An 18,395-nucleotide genomic window follows, 5' to 3' on the forward strand; every position below is an offset into this window, starting at 1 on the left:
ATTCTAAAGCTGCTATGACTCAAACTCCTTCGCTCAAAACCCAAACTTTGCAAGTTGGCGGTATGGACTGCGGAAGCTGCGCCAAGACAATTGAAGTCGCTTTGCAACAGTTACACGGTGTTACAGAAGCAACGGTAAACTTTACAACTGGTAAAGCCAGAGTTTCCTATGACGCAGAGGTATTGAGTGAAAAGAGTATCTATAACCAAATTAAAGGTTTGGGTTATACGATAGAGCAAAGTCATCAGGCGCAATCCCATCAGCAGTCTCATTCCTGTGGCGGTGAACACGACCATGACCACCAAAATCATGACCATAACGTAGATATAGTTTCTCTGCAAACGCTACAGCTACAAATTAGCGGGATGGATTGTGGCAGTTGTGCCAAAACCATTGAGGCTGGGGTGCAGAAGATCATAGGCGTACAAGAAGCATCGGTCAGTTTTGCCAGCGAAAGATTGCATATATCCTATGACCCACAATTGGTGAATGAGAAAACAATTTATGACCGGATTCAAGATTTAGGTTACACGGTCGAGGAGGGTGTTGAAACAAGTTCCAATCATCACACTGATGCTTGTGGTCATGACCACGAGCATCATCACGACCATGACTATAGCCATAACCACGAGCATTCTCAGCCAATAAACAAGTCCAAACAAAAACAAAAATCCGACTTAACAAGCTGGAGATTCTGGATTGAAAATCGTCGAGGACAGAGTGTCATACTTGCAGGTATAGGCTTAGTTTTAGGTTTACTTACTCAGTATTTAGTACTACCCATCTGGATTGCACGAGCTTTTTATGGCATTGGTATAGTAATTGCTGGCTATCCGATCGCACGGGCTGGTTTGTTTGAGTTGCGCTTGCGCCGCGCCGATATGAATCTGCTGATGACCATTTCGGTGATTGGGGCAGTGATTTTAGGAGACTGGTTTGAAGGGGGGCTGGTTGTCTTTTTGTTCTCTTTAGGCACAACATTGCAAGTTTTCACCTTTGGTCGTACCCGCAACGCAATTCGCTCACTGATGGATTTGACTCCACCTACTGCTACAGTTAAGCGCGGGAATCAGGAATTTACAGTTCCCGTCGAAAGTATTCAGCTAGGTGAAATTTTGACGATTCGACCAGGAGGGCGTGTGGCGTTGGATGGTGTGGTTGTTTCTGGTAACAGTGCTATTGACCAATCTCCAATTACGGGAGAGTCAATCCCAGAAGATAAAGATGTTGGGGATACTGTCTTTGCTGGAACACTAAATCAGACAGGTTTTTTAGAAGTTAAAGTTACGCACACTTCTAGCGATACAACCGTTGCCAAAATTATTAATTTGGTGGAACAAGCTCAAGAAAGCCGCGCACCCTCGCAGCAGTGGGTGGATAAGTTTGCACAAGTCTACACACCGATAGTGATTTTAGCAGCGATTGCCATCGCCCTAATTCCGCCCTTGGCTTTTGCTCAACCTTTTAACGTCTGGCTTTACCGCGCACTGGTCATGCTAGTAATTGCTTGTCCCTGTGCCTTAGTCATTTCTACCCCAGTTTCCATTGTCAGTGCTATTGGTGCTGCAACTCGGCGGGGCGTTTTATTTAAAGGGGGTAATGCACTGGAAACTGCTGGACATCTGACTACCCTTGCTTTTGATAAAACCGGCACAATTACACAAGGGCTACCGATTGTGCAGCAGGTTTATGACTTGGGGGTGGTGAGTGGAGACATGGTATTATTGCTTGCCGCTTCCTTAGAACAAAAGTCTGAACATCCTTTAGCAAAAGCTATTGTGGTCAAGGCTCAAGAACTGGGGCTAGAGTTAGAAACTCCCCTTAATTTTACAGCATTACCCGGTAAAGGGATTCAGGCAAACTTTGGTGAGCAGTTATATTTAGTTGGTAATCGACGGTTGTTTTCAGACCAAGGTATTTGCTTGTCTGATGAAGCTGAATCTTTGTTAACTGAAATTGAACAATTCGGTCAAATTCCGGTGTTGGTAGGGACGAACGGGGGGTTATTAGGAGCGATCGCCCTCTCTGATGGCATCCGCTTAGAAGCCACCGAAGCCCTGCGACAATTGCAGAGGGTTGGATTGAAGCGGTTGGTGATGTTGACAGGCGATCGCGCATCTGTAGCAAAGCAAATTGCCCAACAAGTTGGAATTACAGAGTATCAGGCAGAACTATTACCTGAAGATAAACTCCAAGCAATTCAACAATTGCGTCGTCACGGAGTAGTAGGTATGGTTGGGGATGGCATTAACGATGCACCTGCTTTAGCTACGGCAGATATTAGTTTTGCTGTAGGTGGAATTGATATTGCTTTGGAGACAGCAGATGTGGTGCTGGTAGGTAGTGACTTGAGACAGCTCGCTTATGCAGTAGATTTAAGCCGACGTACTGTGTCAGTGATTCAACAGAATGTGGTTTTTTCTCTGGTAACTAAGGCTTTATTTTTACTATTGGGGACGTTTGGGTTTGTTGGTTTAGCGATCGCCGTCTTAGCTGATACAGGAACTTCTCTGTTAGTTACTGCAAATGGAATGCGGCTATTTAAAACCAAAACTTTGAAAAATTAAACAAATAACGCATATTCTACAGAGATTAGTAACGTCATTAAAGGTTTTACTCTAGTAATTGTCCTTGCCTGAATTTCTGTAGTTTCAGCATCGCAATACATATCATTAACCACAAAAATCCAACACCATATCCAGCAATTACATCTGTCGGCCAATGTACTCCTAAATATAGGCGACTGATGCCAATTGCCGCTATTAAAATAACTGTTAAAACATAGATTAACCGTGAAAATTGAGGATAATGAGTAGCTAGTATATAGGCAATAAAACCATACAATACCATAGAGCCTAGTGCATGACCGCTAGGAAAACTGAAAGATTTTTCAGAAATCAAAACTGTCCAAAGTTGCGGACGGGGTTTTGAGAAAAATAACTTTAAACCTGTATTTAGAGTTAACCCTCCTATACAAGTAAGCGCAAAAATATATGTTTCTACTCGGTAACGTCGCCACCAAAGTATTCCTAAAGTAAATGCTGCGACTACTACTACTGTCTTTGGATTACCAAGATTCGTAATAAATAACATTAAATTATCAAGACTCGGATTGGCAAATTGATGTAGCCATAATAAGAAAGATGTATCAAATGCAAAAGCTTCTTTCTCTAAAACTTCTTCAGCAAGCTTGGCGACAACAAACAGGATCAGCAAACAAATTGCAAGTCCAACTATACCAATTGTGGCAATTAAAGGAGCTAAACGAGGGTATATATGGCGCAACCAAAAGGTAGAAATTTTTCGTATCATTGAATATGTCTAAGTCTGTTATGGATTTATAGCTTACAAAATAATAGTCAAGAACTTGAAAAGACGATTTTGAATCGAAAATTGAGTTATTTTGCTCAAACTAGGCTTCTAAGCACCTGGTTTAAAGTAATCTAGTAATCTATCTCCTGAATCTTCCCTTACTAGGGCTACCACTATACAGTTTTTGAGTTTGTTGATTTTTCATCGATTTTCACATCTTTATGGTATTGAGTTAGGTCGAGGGGGAGTATTATCTCCCGCCCCTCCCAATTAGAACCGGACGTGCGCCTTTGGGTGCATCCGGCTCCCGACAAACTTACTTATTTGCTCATGTGGATGTAATGATGGCAGGATTGATGAATAACGAGGAGGTTTTTAGGCTTCCAGTTATCATGATTACCATCTACGTGATGAAGATGTACATCTTCACAATCTGCAAACTTAAGTCCGCAGTGTCCACAAGTATGGTCTTGTTTTATGAGTGCTTTGGCTGTCACGCCATCATAGTGGAGGGATTGTCTCTTACTCCAGTAAACAATGTCACCATTAAAAGGAGACGCATCTCCTTTAACCATGACGTGCTTGTTTTCTGAATACGGTACTGCGGGGAATGCTTTATCTATTAAAGCATCCGTTTGATAGCGGTTAAGTTTGGATTCTTTATTAAAGACATTCCATGTTCTCCTGCGGGTGAACCACAGTCTGAACCTTGAGCCGTCCATCTTACAGTAGCGATGATAGTTTCTCCAGCCTCTAATAATGGGGGAGAGTTTTTGACTTTTAACTAAAGCACCATCTCACCGTTCGCGTAATAGAATTTGACTAAGAGGAATTATCTACAAGATTGCTATAAATATCAGGAACAAGACCAAGCAAACTAATAATTTCCTGTTGTAGAGGGTTTAAAGGAGGAACATAACCAAAACGCTGACCACGGGCTTCAATAATCGTCAAAGTGATATTAGAAAAAGCACGTAACAAGCGTTCAGCAGTAGGTTGAGCAGTCCGTTTTTTTGGATGTTCGGGATACAGTCCAGCAAGAGAGTTGACCTCCTGTACAGTCAATTGTCGTCTGACAACAAACTCGATGATTGTCAGCAAACGTAGGGCTAGACTCAGTAAATTAATCAGACCTGTAACTTGGTCATCACGTTGCACAAACATGGGAGCAATGGAAAGTGACGCACCCTTGAGACGATGAAAACCACGTTCAGCAATCCATTCGTCTCGATAAGTCAGTACAGCTTGTTCAATAGATAACATACTCTTGGGAGCATTGCTGACAAAAGCTCTCCAGCCAAAAGTTTTGTGAGTTTGGGCAATAGCATCTTCATTGCGGATAACGGTCTGAATTTGATACCTAATTTTTCGAGTAATTTGCTTGGGGCGAGATGTGGGACGACCTCGACCAATGTAGGTTTCTTCAACAGTTTCTTGGCACTCATAATCGAAACTCAATAACCCTTCAACTCGATGAAGGCGCAGAATTTCTGTAGCTTTTTGCAATAAAACCTGTAGGTCGTTGATTTGTCGTTTACCACGACCTTTTTGTGGAGTTAACGCCATCAACTTCTGCTGTGCGTTGTGAAGTCGCTTCTCTAATCCCTGAAACTGTTGTTTTGCAAGCGTTGGTGAGTGAACAATCAACACCCTTTCTTGCCAGCATAGTAATGGCAATTGTTCATCAACAACCTCGACATGACGACACACCTCATAGCCAGTGGCGATAGTTGTTTCAAGGGCATCCAGGTCTGGGCTGGTTTCGGTGTTGTGATGAAAACTGGTTCGCTTGATCTCAACAAGTGGAAATTTACCCATGACAGCATCATTTATCCAGCCAGCAAGAAGTTCTGGAGTTTTACCCACATTAGATAATGGGCATAGGTAGTAATCTCCCTGAATATGTATGTTGCAGCGTGTTGATAGTGAACTCATTTTACAGTCACCAACAAACAATAACCCTTTTTTGTTCAACGTGGCAGCAATTTGTTGGTATGCGGGAATGTAGAGTCCATCATCTGCTTGTTCTCCAGATACTACCTGGGTGACAAGAGGCATCCCCAATGGGTCAATCATTCCCATCATCAGTTTTACCTGTGGTAGATTCGGGTCATCTTTGCTGTGTCCAAATTGGAATAAACCTGATTCGCTGATGAGATGGTGTCCACTGATTGTTGTTGCATCTAAACGTACTTGCTCCACCGCTAATTCATAGGCTCGGATGCTCTTTTGCGTCAGAAACCGTTCTATTTGTTCCCAGGTTTCGGGCTTGCTTAATCGCTTCAACAGTATTCCTAAACGGTCATCGGTAAAGTCTGTTTCTCTAATGTTGATTCCGCATACTTGCTCTATGGTGTAGTGTCGTTGTTCTACCCATTCCCGAACACGTACTTTTCGGTGGTCGCCCTGTGAGATGATATATGATAACCAAATGCAAGCCACCCATCCCCAATCCAGTCCTTCTTGTTTCCAGTGACGTGGCAAATGTTGGTTGAGGATTTCTGGCAGTCCCATTTTTTTCATCACCTCTAGCAGCACAACCACATCATCGATTCGTTCTGATATTATTTGTTGGGGTAAATGTGCCATTTCTCACACTTACCATTAAACTGTTACACCTTACACAACTTTCTTCCTAGCACAAGGGCGACGGGAAACGATCACCTACGGTGGGCGGAACGCCATCGCCTGCTTTGATACTCTCTCTTATTTCATCTATTTCACCAAACTCATCCTCGATTGCGCGAACGGTGAGCAATGATGCTGGTGTTTTAAATCTTCGGCTAAGGGTTTAGCAATGCGATCGTCATCTTCAACTATTAAAATTCTCATATTTCTATACTATTTATTTTGTATTTAACAAAAAATAGTCATCTATCTGCTTAAACGCATCACTCAATTGGGTAACGCACTTTTTTCTCCTTTCGCACGGAAAAGAATAGGACAACCGCCAGCAGGATAAAGGCGATCACTGAAGCATAGCCCCTTGGCAGTGATAAACCGCCATCTTTTATCGGTTTGGTAAGAAAATCGCCGAAGGTAGCTCCAAAGGGTCGCGTGAAGATGAACGCGAGCCAGAATAGGAGAACATCGTTCAACTTTGTTACGTAGTGAAGGGCGATGACAACACCAATGACGCTGGCTGTCACGAATGCGCCCTGGATATAGCTCAGTCCTAAGTTGCTTGTCAGAAAATCACCAAAGGCCGTTCCCAAACTGTTGGAGAACACAATCGCCAGCCAATACGTTGTCTCTGCGTCTTTCCTCACAATTGGATAAACGCTCAAATCTCGATCCCGGTAATACCAGATGGCAAGAACGCTCAACAGACTGGCTACCAGGATCAGCGATCCCATTGCGTAGCCTAGCCCAAGCGATCGATCCATCAGGTCTGAAACTTCAGTTCCGGCTGTGGTTGTCGCAATGATGGCTAACCAGTAAAGGGCTGGACGATATCTGTCAGATTGAATTTGAAAAAACAGGAGAATCGCCAGAATAGCAAAAGTTACGGCAAAGGCTATGTAATACCCCAGCCCAAGAGACATTGAGATAAAGTCACCTGCTGTTTCGCCGAGCGTCGTGGCGATGATCTTCATAATCCAAAAGAAAATTGTGACTTTTGCAACTTTGTTCATTATTGCTCCTATTTGCTGCTGGACTACCAACACGTTATCTGAACTTGCAGGTTCATCGTAGAGAGAAAAAGTCAAGAACTTGGAAAGAGATAGCTAGCAATGAAGATTTTTACTCTTTACCTACTGATTTTCGTCTTCCACCTTCAAATACCAGCAGTAATGCGATCGCACTCAAAGCGAAAATACTTCCAGTGATGAAAGTTGCTTTTGGACTGATTGTTTGCCACAAAACACCTCCCAACAAACTAGCTGGTAAGAGTGCTACACCAGTAGCTAAATTAATTAACCCAAAAGCAGTACCTCGTAGATGGGACGGAACTCTATCTGCTACCAGTGCTAATAATATGCCCTGACTCATCCCCTGATACAGCCCATACAGCCCAAACAGTCCCCACACCTGCCAAGGAGCATTAACAAATGCAAAACCTAAATATGCCAACGCATATACACAAAATCCACCCACTAGTAGCCCCAATCTACCAATGCGGTCAGATAGCAATCCTACTGGATAGGCACTGAGGGAGTAAGCTATATTCATTACAACTAGAGTAAGTGGTACTAGTGAGGCGGATACTCCAGCTTGCTGCGCTTGCAGCAATAAAAAAGCATCGCTAGAGTTACCGAGATTAAATAGTAATGCAACCACAACTAGCACCCAGTAGCTTTTACCCAAACTTTGCAAAGCAGACCAATGTAGAGGATTATTCTGCCTTCGATTATTTCTATTGTCAGGTTCGCGCACGCCAGTTGCCAAAAGGGCTACTGCTAAAATTCCGGGAAGCACTGCTAACCAGAAAACTAGACGAAAGTTCTGTCCTGAAAAAGACATCAAGATGAATGCAACTAGTGGCCCAGTGAATGCGCCGATGGTGTCTAAAGATTGCCGCAAACCGTAGGCAGCTCCACGATTAACGCTATCGGTAACATCTGCTACGATTGCATCGCGGGGAGCTACACGAATTCCCTTACCAACGCGATCGCCAAAACGAGCCATCAATACCCAAGCAGGACTAGTTGCCAATGCGAACAGGGGTTTAACTAAGGTAGATAATCCATAACCAACAACAGCTAATTTCTTACGCTGTCCTAAATAATCACTTAAGGCTCCTGAAAAAACTTTCAGTACAGAAGCAGTTGATTCTGCAATTCCCTCAATCCACCCAACTGTTAGCAAATTTGCTCCTAATGCTGAAACTAAAAATAACGGCAACACCGAATGAATCATCTCAGAACTAATATCAGTTAACAAGCTGACAAATCCCAAAACCCAGACATTACGGGGGATGGTTTGAAAAGTTTTTGTTGTCACTGCTGTTACCTTTGAGTTGATGACTGGCAATTCGGTGCTAACAGAAAGCTGTAATTGTTAAATCACAGTTAATTGCATTTATCATCATCACACTTGACGATGAAATTAGAATGAAATTCTATCGACTCCAAGAAATCTCAATTTGGAGCAATTTTTACGGTTGGCGTAGTGCTTGTAGTTGTTCTAATTGTTGTGTTTGTTCTTGCAGCCGAATAGCAAGGCGATACCTTTGGCGGGCTATGCCTACGCACACTGTTAAAAAATTGCTAAACAGACAATATGCCAATGCGTTAAGCTATTATGCCTTTTTAGCTTCAGGGTTTCTTTCGCAAGCATGAAGACAAATATCGCACATAGCTTTATTTTTAAGCAATAACAGTAATTTATTAATCTTATCAATAGGCAAATCAAAAATTTTGATTTGTGGCTAAGTGGATGTTTGCGAGGGTAATTTAATTGTGAGGCTAAGAACCAGGACAGTAATCACAAATCGCTTGAGCAAACTAGCACGGACTCGCACAATTTGGGTATTTTTACTCACCATTTTGATTGTGATATCAATAACTATACCCAATTCAGTGAGAGCGCAAGATGAACGAGTAACAGTACGTCTAGATGGTCGTGCATTGTTCCGAGTAAGTGCAGTGGATAACACCAAGGCATCAGATCGAGCAAGGCAAATCGAACGACGCATGAATCGGTTATTAGAAAATCCAACAGCAATTTCTCCACCTCAGATTGAAACTTCCCAAGATAAGCAAAAGCGTGTTATTACTACTGCGGGAGTACCAATTGTTACTCTAACTACAACAGATGCTCAAGACAATTTAACAACCGTTGACGCGCTAGCTATCCAATGGTCACAGGCAATTGATGCTGCTCTTAAACGAGCAAGTCAACGCCGCCTTTCGCCTTGGGGGCGATTTGTAGCAGAAGTACAAGCATCAGTAGAGACTGCTTTTGGGCGACTGATAGAATCTGCCATCACAATTATTCCGCGTGCGATCGCTGCTATTTTAGTAATTGGTCTTTTCTGGGCAATAGCCACATTCATACGCTGGCTGATGCGAATTATCTTCCGCCACATTGTTGAAGATTTGACTGTTGAAAACCTAATTAAGCAGGTTGCATATTACGCCGTTTGGACACTCGGCTTGATAGTTGCCCTCGATGCTTTTGGTTTTGATCCCCAGGCTGTGGCTACTGGATTAGGATTAACTAGCCTTGCCTTGGGATTTGCCCTCAAGGATATCATCTCCAACTTTATTAGTGGTATGCTAATTCTTGTCTTACGTCCTTTTGAGTTGGGCGATCAAATTGTTGTTGGCGAAACCGAAGGAAACGTTGAACGTATAGAATTGCGTGCTACCCAACTTCGTACATACGATGGTCGTGTGGTACTGATTCCTAATGCTGAAGTGTTTACTTCTCGGATCATTAACAACACAGCTGCACCTATCCGCCGTAGTAGTGTCGAACTATTCATTGGTTACGATAGCGACCTGCAACAAGTAGTTACTGTATTAAAAAATGCAGCCCAGGCAACACAAGAGGTACTTGATGAGCCGGGGGTTTCTGTGCGGATACGAGAGTTAGGACAAGATGACGTTGTAGTTGAAACGCGCTTTTGGACAGATTCGCGGCGTTCTGATTTTGTGGCTACGACATCAGCAGTTAGACAGGCGATAGTTGCTGCGTTGAAAAAAGCGAATATTGGATTACCAGACCCCGATGTAAGAATTTTAGTGCCGCGTCATCCGCAAAGGTGGCAAGCAGCATTCGGTTTAAAGGATAATGACAGTGCTTCATCTTAACCCTCTGATAAGTTTTAAGCAATATCTGATCGGAATATTATCAACAACAGTTTAATGACTATGACGATGGTGAATGTCCCTAGTGTGAGGGTGAGTGTGATAAAGAATCCTCGTGTGTTCGTGAAGATGGTTGTGAGGTTCAGCTATAACTATCCCCTCATCGTGGTCATGCTGATGGCATTCATCGTGGATATGTTTATGTTTATGCACAGTAACATATTGTAGATGTTCGTGTTCATGTGGATGAGGCGAGAGGGTAATTTGCACTACCACTAGCAGCATCAAGCCCACTAAGCTACCGTAAATAAACTCACGTTCAGCAAAGTGACTTCCTAACCAACCCGCAAGAGGGTAGGAGATTGCCCACCAAAGATGACTCCAGGCAAAGTGTGCGCCATAAACTCGCCCTTGTATAGCAGTCGGGATACGGTCTGCAATTAATGTCTGAGTAGGTAAGTTGACTAAATTTTGCCCCGCACCCGCTACCAACCATAAGACCATCAATACTGTTAAATTTGCGTAGTTGGCAGGTAATAAAGCCAAGGTGATCAAAGTTGCACCAATAAAAACAAACGTTGTACGCGGCAAACTTCTATTGAACGTACCATAAATAACTGCACACAGAGTTGCACCAATCCCAAAAGCTGCCATCACCCAGCCGTACTGCACTTCTCCAAACTTAAGTGTACCTTGCACATAGCCAACAGTATTGACTAAGATTTGCGCTCCGGCAATTGATGCGACCAACTGCATTGCTAGCGCGTAACGAATAGGTGCATCTGTAAGCAGGCGAGTTGTACCGTCTTTAATGTCTCCCCATGTTCGGCGTGTTGTTCTGGAAGGCTGTTGATTTTGTGCAACTACGAGCTGACCTGGTAGGGTAAAGATTAACACTGCCGCGATCGCAAAGCTGAGAGCATCCAAAAAGAAGACTTGTCTTGCACCAATGAAGGCGGCGACACTTCCAGCGATACCGGGGCCAAGTACACCAAGTAATTGGTAAGTAGCGGACGAAAGTGCGATCGCGCCTGCATAGTCATTCTCACTCGTGACTAATGGAATCGTGGCTTGGTAAGTTGGGGTGAAGAAAGCATTAAAGACGTTGAGTGCAAATATTAATACGTAAACTTGCCAAATCTGCGTCACAAAAGGCAACATACCCACAATTAACATTCTGAATATGTGGGTAACAACCATGATTTTCTTGCGGTCGAGTCGGTCTGCGATCGCACCTGCAAGAGGAGACAGCAATACAAAAGCAGTCACACGCAGAGTTAAAGCGACTGAAAGCACAACCGCCGCATTCTTTCCAGCTAAGTTAAAAGCCAGAAGGGCTAAACCCACCCAAGTAAGTGCATCACCCAATAAACTAGTGGTTTGAGCAGTATACAGCCTTGCAAATACCGGATTTCTCAAGCTGCGGAAAAATGTCAAGGTATTCATTTATCAAGGGGCATAGTTATAAAAGTCTTTTATGGTAATATTTTAACACTAATGGGGGGAGGGGGCATATTTATCAAAGCTGGCAAATAGTCTTGACAAAACCATTTTCACCACTCTGCTATTTTCTAGAAGGGGTGTAGTATTTTTAGCGTTGCTGTTAGCGCAGCTTGGCGTTAGCCATATCATGGGATGATCTCACCTAATTGGGAACGCATTTTTAATAGTTTCAACCGCCAATTCATTCCGCATTTATGCAACGTCGTATTTTTTATTTTTAGTCATGGTTGTGGTGTCGCTGTAGCAACCATCATTCCCCACACTACACCAAAATGAAATTTTGTCGCTCGCTCAATATCAAACTGTGCAGATTTGAGTAAATTGTGAAATTCAAATTGGGAATAACACTGCTTATAAGCAGGATCAACCAACTTTAATATAAAATCGCAAAGGCGGCACAATAAATAATCTTTGCACCAATCCAAAATAATTACTTTACCGTCAGGTTTCAATACACGTTTCATCTCTACTAATGCGGCATTTGGGTCATCAAAATAATGGAACGAATTGGCAGATACAACCACATCGAAACTATTATTTTCAAATGGCAACGTCGACGCGCTAGCATTATAAAACGAGACATGAGGATACGCTTGAAGTTTTTGTTGAGCTACAAGCAGCATCTTCTCTGAAATGTCTACTCCAATTATACATTGCGTTGGGTTCTCAGTTAACAATAACCGTTCAAATTCACCTGTTCCACAGGCAACATCCAGCACAGTTGTTGATGGAGATATTTGCGCCCAGTCTTTCAGAAATGAAAGCGTATTTGCAACATAACTATTCCAGCGTTGGTCATATATTGCTGCTAGCTTGTCATACTGCTGGCGAACTTTGGTTTCGGTCATAGTGAATATATGGAACTCTTCATTAACCTGATTACTGACACATTTTGTACTGAAAGCATCAAGATGACTCAAAGTTTACTCAAGGAAAACAATTATATTTAAACCTTTCATCAAGGATTCTAGAAGATAAAATTCCTATGATATTTATCATTGCTCAAAAACTGCTTTTGGTACTTTGCCATCCTCTACAACTGAGATAGTACGTTTAGGCAACAAGAACTTACCAAACTTAGCATATAAAGCTGGTAAGACCATCAAAGTTAATGCGGTAGAAGTAAATAAACCACCTAACACCACTACAGCTAAGGGCTGTAATATTTCTTTCCCTGCACCTGTACCAATTACTAAAGGTATCATTCCTAAAGCTGAAGTGAGAGCCGTCATCAAAATGGCGACCAATCGCTCCATCGAACCCTCAAAAATTACTTGCTGTAAAGGCATTTCTTGTGCAATCTTGCCGTTGTAGTTATCTACTAGCAGTAGTCCGTTACGTGTTGCTACACCAAATAGAGTAATGAATCCTACTAAAGAAGCGACAGAGATAATCCCACCCCCCAAAGCAATAGAAAATATACCTCCCACCAAAGCCAGAGGTAAGTTAATCATGATCATCAGCATGGCAGCAACAGATTTAACTGCGAAGTACATTAAGACTGCAATGATGACCAACGCTAATCCGCCAAAGACTAGCAAATTTTGGGTGGCTCGTTGCTCTGATTCAAACTGACCGCCGTATTGAATAAAGTAGCCTGTGGGTAATTGTACTGTCTCTCTGACTTTACTTTGAATCTCTTCAACAGCAGAGCCTAAATCTCGACCGGAGACATTCGCAGAAACAACAATCAGCCGTGAGACATTTTCCCGGTTAATTGTGTTGGGGCCAGTTCCATAGTCAATGCTGGCGACCTGAGCTAGAGGTATTTTTTGACCTGTAGGCGTATCTACCAACAAATTGCGGATGATGTCTAAATTATTACGTGATTTTAGCTGTAACCAAACCACCAAATCGAATAATTGTTGGTCTTTGAGAACTTGTGATACAACTTGTCCATTAAGAGCAGTTTCCACCATCTCAGTCAGATTACCAACAGTTAAACCATAACGAGCAGCTGCTTCTCGGTTGAATTGAATTTGTACCTGTCTAATGGGAACTTGGGGTTCGAGTTGTAAGTCTACCAGTCCGTTAATTCCAGTCATAGCCGACTGAACTTCAGAGCCAATGTGGCGTAGTTGGGCTAAATCAGGTCCGAAGATTTTGACTGCGATCGCACTTCTTACTCCCGATAATACCTCATCCATGCGATGCGAAATAAAGCCGCCAATATTAGGAGCAACTCCGGGAATCTTGGCAAATTCCTCTCGCAACTTCTCAATACTTCCTTCCCGATCTTTTAACCCTTCTGCACTTAATTCCACATCTAAATGTCCCAAATTCACCCCCCCTGCATCCGCATCACCAGCAGCGCGTCCAGCTCGTAACTGCACCGTCTTAAATCGCTTGTCGTCTTTAAGCGCATCTTCCAACGCGAACCCGACTTGGTTTGTCGCCTCCAGAGAACTCCCTGGATAAAGCAAAACTGTGTTCACTAAGGATGGTTCTTGAAACTCTGGCAAAAATACCCTTCCTAAACTCGGCAAAATTACCAAAGAAGCTACTAAGGATGCACCCGCCACTACCAAAATAATTGTCGGGAAACGGATGGAAAAATTTACCAGAGGTCGATAAATTCGTTGTGATAAAGCACTTATCCAGGTATCATCGGCTGGTAATTGTCGATTTGCTAGCAAAATCGCACAAAGTGCCGGAGATAATGTCATTGCCACTAATGTAGAAGCAAAAATTGATACCAAATAGGCAACACCCATTGGCGCGAATATCCGACCTTCTACACCTGTAAGGGTGAAAATCGGTGCAAAGACCACGCCAATAATGACGGTGGAGAAAATAACACTGACTCTGACTTCTACAGAAGTATCATAAACAACTTTAAAGGGATGCACTGGATTACTTGCTACTTGGTTTTTGCGTAGACCCCGGTAACAGTTTTCCATATCTACAATTGAGTCATCCACTACCGAACCAATAGCAACAGCTAATCCTCCCAATGTCATCGTGTTGATACCTTGGCCAAATAAGCCCAGAATCATCATGCCAATCAAAACTGATAACGGAATGGCGCTGAGGGTGATAATCGCGGTGCGCCAGTTCATCAAAAACATCAACAAGATGATGGAAACAATGATAATGCCATCGCGTAGAGAACTGGTAACGTTTTCAATAGCAGCTTCAATAAAGTTTTCTTGACGGAAGGTTTCTGTGACTTTGACATCTTTGGGTAAGCCAACTTTAATTTCGGCGATCGCCTTTTCCACAGCTTTAGTAACCGTGGGAGTATCATTCTGTGGCTGCTTGTTGACCATCACCACAATTGCTGGCTGACCATTCAAACTGCCATCGCCACGTTTTAAAGCTGCGCCAATGCTGACATCTGCTACATCTTGCAACAGTACAGGCGTTCCGTTCCGCGCCGTTATTGCAGATTTACCCAATTGCTCAATTGACTCGATGCGCCCCAAGCCACGAATAATTAGCTCTTGATCTGGATTTACTAAAAAGCCACCAGCAGCATTGACATTTGCTCCTTTAGCCGCAGCTGTGACTTCATCTAAGGTGACATTAAAAGCTTTTAATTTCGCTGGGTCAACCAATATCTGATACTGGCGAATATCACCACCATAAGCAATTACTTGGGAAATACCCGGTACAGCTAGCAATCTATTGGTAACATCTTGGTCAACTAAGCGCCGCACTTCCATCAGTGGGGTTGTTTCAGCAGTGAAAGCATATTGTAGGACTGTGCCAATGGGAGAAGAAATAGGCGAAATTTGTGGATTTTCCACGCCCTCTGGTAATTTTTGCTGTACTTGTTGCAATCGTTCTGTTACTAGTTGACGAGCTTGATAAACGTCAGTCCCCCATTTAAAAATGACTTTGACGACGGAGATGCTGACAGCAGAGGAAGAACGTACTGTTTCTACCCCTGGTGTACCATTCACTGCACTTTCAATCGGCAAGGTAATTAGTGTTTCTACTTCTTCTGGTGCTAATCCTGGAGCTTCGGTTTGAATTTCAACTTGAGGCGGAGCAAAGTCAGGAAATACATCCAGTGGCATCTGGGTGAGATTATATGTACCCCAAATTGTGACTACAATCGCTCCTAGCACAACTATCCAACGTTGGATAATTGACCACTTAAGGATAGCATTTAACATATTTTGTTCAATTAATGTTCAATTAAATTACACCAAGGTTGAGTTCAACTAAGATTGTGGATGCTGAGAGTCTTTTTGCTCATGCACAACTGTCGATCTAGATAAAACTGGCGACTTAGAGTTGTCGTCATAAATCTCTCTTTCAGACACATGAGCGTCTAACTCTGAGTTATTTACTAGTATCAAAGGCGACTTACTGCGACGACCAGCCCAAAAAGTACCTGCCATAAAAGCTACAGTAGCTAGAGTAGCTCCCCCTCCTGCGGCAATCCACCAGGGTAGTGGTAAGCTAGGCGTTTTAGTTTCCGTTACCTGTGCAGGAATTTCGGTGTGTTCGTCTGCTGTCGTCTTGGTATCACCCCGCAAAGATTGAGCGTAAAGTTGCGGCGCGCGCTGGGTAACGATCAAATCACCCTCGAATAAACCAGTTTTTACCTCAACCATGTCTTGCGAAGTTTGACCCAAGGTAACTTCAACAGGTTGATAAGCGTTACCATTCTGCACATAAACCTGTTTCTTGCCATTTGCTTCTACCACAGATGCACTGTTGATAGCCAAAACATCTGACGAAGTTTGGTTTGTCAACACTTCCAACTCAGCAAACATTCCAGGTTTGAGAACTCCACTGGAGTTATCTATTTCGGCTTTCACAGGCACAACGCGCGTATCACCTGCTACCACAGATTCAATTACGGCAATTCGTCCATTAAAGGTGCGATTAGGTACAGAAGCCACTTTCAAGCTGACTCGTTGACCAGTCTTAATTTTGTCTAAATCTTTTTCATAAATATTCGCTGTGGCAAAAACACGGCTGTCATTCACAATCGTCATTAACTTGCCACCTGCGTCCTGGAATGTTTGACCGAGAGTAACTTCTCTGTCAGCAACCTTCCCGGAAATCGGAGCATTTACTGTCACCAGTCCTTGAGCATTAGCCCGGTTTCCCAATTGAGAAAGGCGAGTTTGATATGTGGTGCTACTAAGTTGGATTTTTGATTGGGCCAGTTCAACAGATGATTGAGCCGTTTTGAGTTTAGCCTCAGCCTCGATCACATCGCGGCGACTGTTAGCTGTGGTTAGTTTAGCCTTAGCTTCTGCTAACTGGGTTTGGGATTCTAGGGCTGTACGACGTGGCAAAGCACCAGCATCAGCTAACTGTCTATCTTTGTTATACTTTTCTTGAGCAAATGCTACTTGGCTTTGGGCTTGAGCTATTTCAGCTGCGGCTATTTGCTGATAGCGATCGTAATTCTGCTGGGCTAGCCTCAAGTCAGCTTGTGCTTGCCGTAAATCAGCCTGACCTTGTGCTAGTTTTTCTTGGGAGTTAACCCGCAATTCCACCAAGTCAGGGCTGGATACAACAGCTACAGGTTGGCCTTTCTTGACGTTTGCACCGGGTTCTACTAGTAATTCAACTACTTTTGCCCCTGAAATTGGGGTAGTCACTTCCACTCTTTGGCTGGGTAAAGTTTCAATTTGTCCAGTAGTTTTAATACCAACTGCTAGTTTTTGGCGTTTAACTGGCTCAACTTTAATTCCTAACCGTTGGGCAGTTTGAGTATCAACTTGAATGGAACTAGTTGCCGGAGTGGCTTCACTTTCTCCTTGAAATTCATTTCCGTGTCCGCCGTGGGCTAAAACTACTATGGGGCTTGCTAATAACAGCAGGCTGACAAGTGTACCAGAAACACAACGTATGATAACAATTGGTTGGAAACGCAAAGAGTTTGGCATCGCTATCAGAAATCCTTAAGTATGAGGGCAAAGGAAGGCGATCGGGTATTTATATTTGGTAAAAAAAGCTAGCTTTTTTTAGGAGATTTTTCTGCACCTCATTCTCAGTCTTTCATCTCAAAATGAAATTGGCATGAAATTGAGAACTGAGAAACTAGCTTTCTTTGACATCTAAAATTCTCAATTGCGTCAGCAAACTTTGTACCCGTTTCTAAGTAGAAATTGAAATTTGAGATTACTGGTTATACCAAGTTTTGCGCCACTGTTTCATTTGGTTAATTTCTGTGTCTTGGGCTTTGATAATTTCTTGAGCCAAGTTTTTAATTTCAGGACGTTGAGACTTTTGCAAGGCATCTTTCGCCATAACTACAGCTGCTTCATGGTGCGGAATCATCGCGTTAATAAAACGCAGATCAAATTCTGCATCAGCTGCACCCAAATCTATATCCATCATCATGGCTTGCATTTGCTCAGAAGACATCTCCATCATGTGACCCATTTTGGCATCATAAGCCATTGGTTTATCTCCCGCTTTGGGATACCAGGCTGTACGCCACTGTTTCATTTGCGTAATTTCTTGGTTTTGTGCTTTGATAATTTCGTCTGCTAGGTTTTTAATCTCAGGGCGTTTCGATTTCTGCTGTGCAACATTCGCCATTTTCACTGCTCCCTGATGGTGCGGAATCATCGCATCTATAAACCGCAAATCATAATTAGCATCGGCTGGGCCTAAATCCATTGCCATACCGTGCTTCATACCGCTACCATGATTCATCATACCGTCATGGTTCATGGGTTGCTTATCGCTAGTATCAGTAGCAGTAGTAGGGTTTGGTGTTTGGCTTTGGTTTTGGGAGGCAGTTGTAGAACAAGCTGTTAAGAGGCCGCTAGGAACAGAGGCGATCGCTACCAAAGTCAATGACAAAAAGCTATTTTTCAGAGTAGAAAGTTGCATAGGGTTCATCTAAAT

11 protein-coding genes and 2 pseudogenes are annotated in these 18,395 nt (G+C 43.0%); 2 read left to right on the forward strand and 11 right to left on the reverse strand.

The window, feature by feature from the left end; translation table 11 throughout:
* Positions 1-14 precede the first annotated feature (14 nt).
* Positions 15-2,567: a heavy metal translocating P-type ATPase gene (locus ACN222_RS29400; protein WP_044520284.1), complete on the forward strand. Its 2,553-nt coding sequence runs from the start codon at positions 15-17 to the stop codon at positions 2,565-2,567.
* A 46-nt stretch (positions 2,568-2,613) separates the two neighbouring features.
* On the opposite strand, the gene ACN222_RS29405 is transcribed toward ACN222_RS29400, so the two are convergent.
* From ACN222_RS29405 to ACN222_RS29430, 6 genes and pseudogenes are all read right to left on the reverse strand, one after another.
* Positions 2,614-3,312, reverse strand: a complete 699-nt coding sequence (locus ACN222_RS29405) for a phosphatase PAP2 family protein (RefSeq protein ID WP_010993951.1) — start codon at positions 3,310-3,312, stop codon at positions 2,614-2,616.
* Positions 3,313-3,562: 250 nt separating this feature from the next.
* Positions 3,563-4,106 (reverse strand): annotated as a pseudogene (locus ACN222_RS29410) (group II intron reverse transcriptase); the annotation flags it as partial.
* Positions 4,107-4,134: 28 nt separating this feature from the next.
* Positions 4,135-5,901 (reverse strand): hypothetical protein, encoded by a 1,767-nt coding sequence (locus ACN222_RS29415; RefSeq protein ID WP_010993953.1) that lies wholly within the window; start codon positions 5,899-5,901, stop codon positions 4,135-4,137.
* A gap of 153 nt (positions 5,902-6,054) precedes the next feature.
* Positions 6,055-6,144 (reverse strand): annotated as a pseudogene (locus tag ACN222_RS29420) (DNA-binding response regulator); the annotation flags it as partial.
* A gap of 59 nt (positions 6,145-6,203) precedes the next feature.
* On the reverse strand, positions 6,204-6,947 hold the full coding sequence (locus ACN222_RS29425; protein ID WP_044520248.1) for a membrane protein: 744 nt from the start codon (positions 6,945-6,947) through the stop codon (positions 6,204-6,206).
* Between the two features lie 109 nt (positions 6,948-7,056).
* Positions 7,057-8,256 carry an MFS transporter gene (locus ACN222_RS29430; RefSeq protein WP_010993955.1) on the reverse strand — a complete coding sequence of 400 codons (1,200 nt, stop codon included), beginning with the start codon at positions 8,254-8,256 and terminating at the stop codon, positions 7,057-7,059.
* Positions 8,257-8,714: 458 nt separating this feature from the next.
* Between ACN222_RS29430 and ACN222_RS29435 the strand changes: the two genes are divergently transcribed.
* Positions 8,715-10,070 carry a mechanosensitive ion channel family protein gene (locus ACN222_RS29435; protein WP_044520286.1) on the forward strand — a complete coding sequence of 452 codons (1,356 nt, stop codon included), beginning with the start codon at positions 8,715-8,717 and terminating at the stop codon, positions 10,068-10,070.
* A gap of 51 nt (positions 10,071-10,121) precedes the next feature.
* Here ACN222_RS29435 and ACN222_RS29440 read toward each other — a convergent pair whose 3' ends face one another.
* The 5 genes from ACN222_RS29440 to ACN222_RS29460 all read right to left on the reverse strand — a co-directional run bounded on the left by ACN222_RS29440 (position 10,122) and on the right by ACN222_RS29460 (position 18,389).
* Positions 10,122-11,513, reverse strand: a complete 1,392-nt coding sequence (locus ACN222_RS29440; protein WP_010993957.1) for an MFS transporter — start codon at positions 11,511-11,513, stop codon at positions 10,122-10,124.
* 278 nt (positions 11,514-11,791) lie between these two features.
* Complete coding sequence (locus tag ACN222_RS29445) at positions 11,792-12,418, reverse strand: class I SAM-dependent methyltransferase (protein ID WP_044520250.1); 627 nt, start codon at positions 12,416-12,418, stop codon at positions 11,792-11,794.
* A 147-nt stretch (positions 12,419-12,565) separates the two neighbouring features.
* The gene (locus ACN222_RS29450) at positions 12,566-15,691 is read right to left on the reverse strand and encodes a CusA/CzcA family heavy metal efflux RND transporter (protein WP_010993959.1); all 3,126 of its coding nucleotides are present in this window, start codon (positions 15,689-15,691) and stop codon (positions 12,566-12,568) included.
* Between the two features lie 48 nt (positions 15,692-15,739).
* The gene (locus tag ACN222_RS29455) at positions 15,740-17,425 is read right to left on the reverse strand and encodes an efflux RND transporter periplasmic adaptor subunit (protein ID WP_010993960.1); all 1,686 of its coding nucleotides are present in this window, start codon (positions 17,423-17,425) and stop codon (positions 15,740-15,742) included.
* A gap of 235 nt (positions 17,426-17,660) precedes the next feature.
* Positions 17,661-18,389, reverse strand: a complete 729-nt coding sequence (locus ACN222_RS29460; protein ID WP_010993961.1) for a DUF305 domain-containing protein — start codon at positions 18,387-18,389, stop codon at positions 17,661-17,663.
* Positions 18,390-18,395: the final 6 nt, after the last annotated feature.

The organism is Anabaena sp. FACHB-595, assembly GCF_048568275.1.
GTDB lineage: Bacteria > Cyanobacteriota > Cyanobacteriia > Cyanobacteriales > Nostocaceae > Trichormus.

What these genes read in the sequence shown, in the direction of transcription:
- ACN222_RS29400 (WP_044520284.1), top strand. Translation starts at nt 15, where the DNA reads ATGACTCAAACTCCTTCGCTCAAAACCCAAACTTTGCAAGTTGGCGGT.
- ACN222_RS29405 (WP_010993951.1), bottom strand. Translation starts at nt 3,312, where the DNA reads ATGATACGAAAAATTTCTACCTTTTGGTTGCGCCATATATACCCTCGT.
- ACN222_RS29415 (WP_010993953.1), bottom strand. Translation starts at nt 5,901, where the DNA reads ATGGCACATTTACCCCAACAAATAATATCAGAACGAATCGATGATGTG.
- ACN222_RS29425 (WP_044520248.1), bottom strand. Translation starts at nt 6,947, where the DNA reads ATGAACAAAGTTGCAAAAGTCACAATTTTCTTTTGGATTATGAAGATC.
- ACN222_RS29440 (WP_010993957.1), bottom strand. Translation starts at nt 11,513, where the DNA reads ATGAATACCTTGACATTTTTCCGCAGCTTGAGAAATCCGGTATTTGCA.
- ACN222_RS29445 (WP_044520250.1), bottom strand. Translation starts at nt 12,418, where the DNA reads ATGACCGAAACCAAAGTTCGCCAGCAGTATGACAAGCTAGCAGCAATA.
- ACN222_RS29450 (WP_010993959.1), bottom strand. Translation starts at nt 15,691, where the DNA reads ATGTTAAATGCTATCCTTAAGTGGTCAATTATCCAACGTTGGATAGTT.
- ACN222_RS29455 (WP_010993960.1), bottom strand. Translation starts at nt 17,425, where the DNA reads ATGCCAAACTCTTTGCGTTTCCAACCAATTGTTATCATACGTTGTGTT.
- ACN222_RS29460 (WP_010993961.1), bottom strand. Translation starts at nt 18,389, where the DNA reads ATGAACCCTATGCAACTTTCTACTCTGAAAAATAGCTTTTTGTCATTG.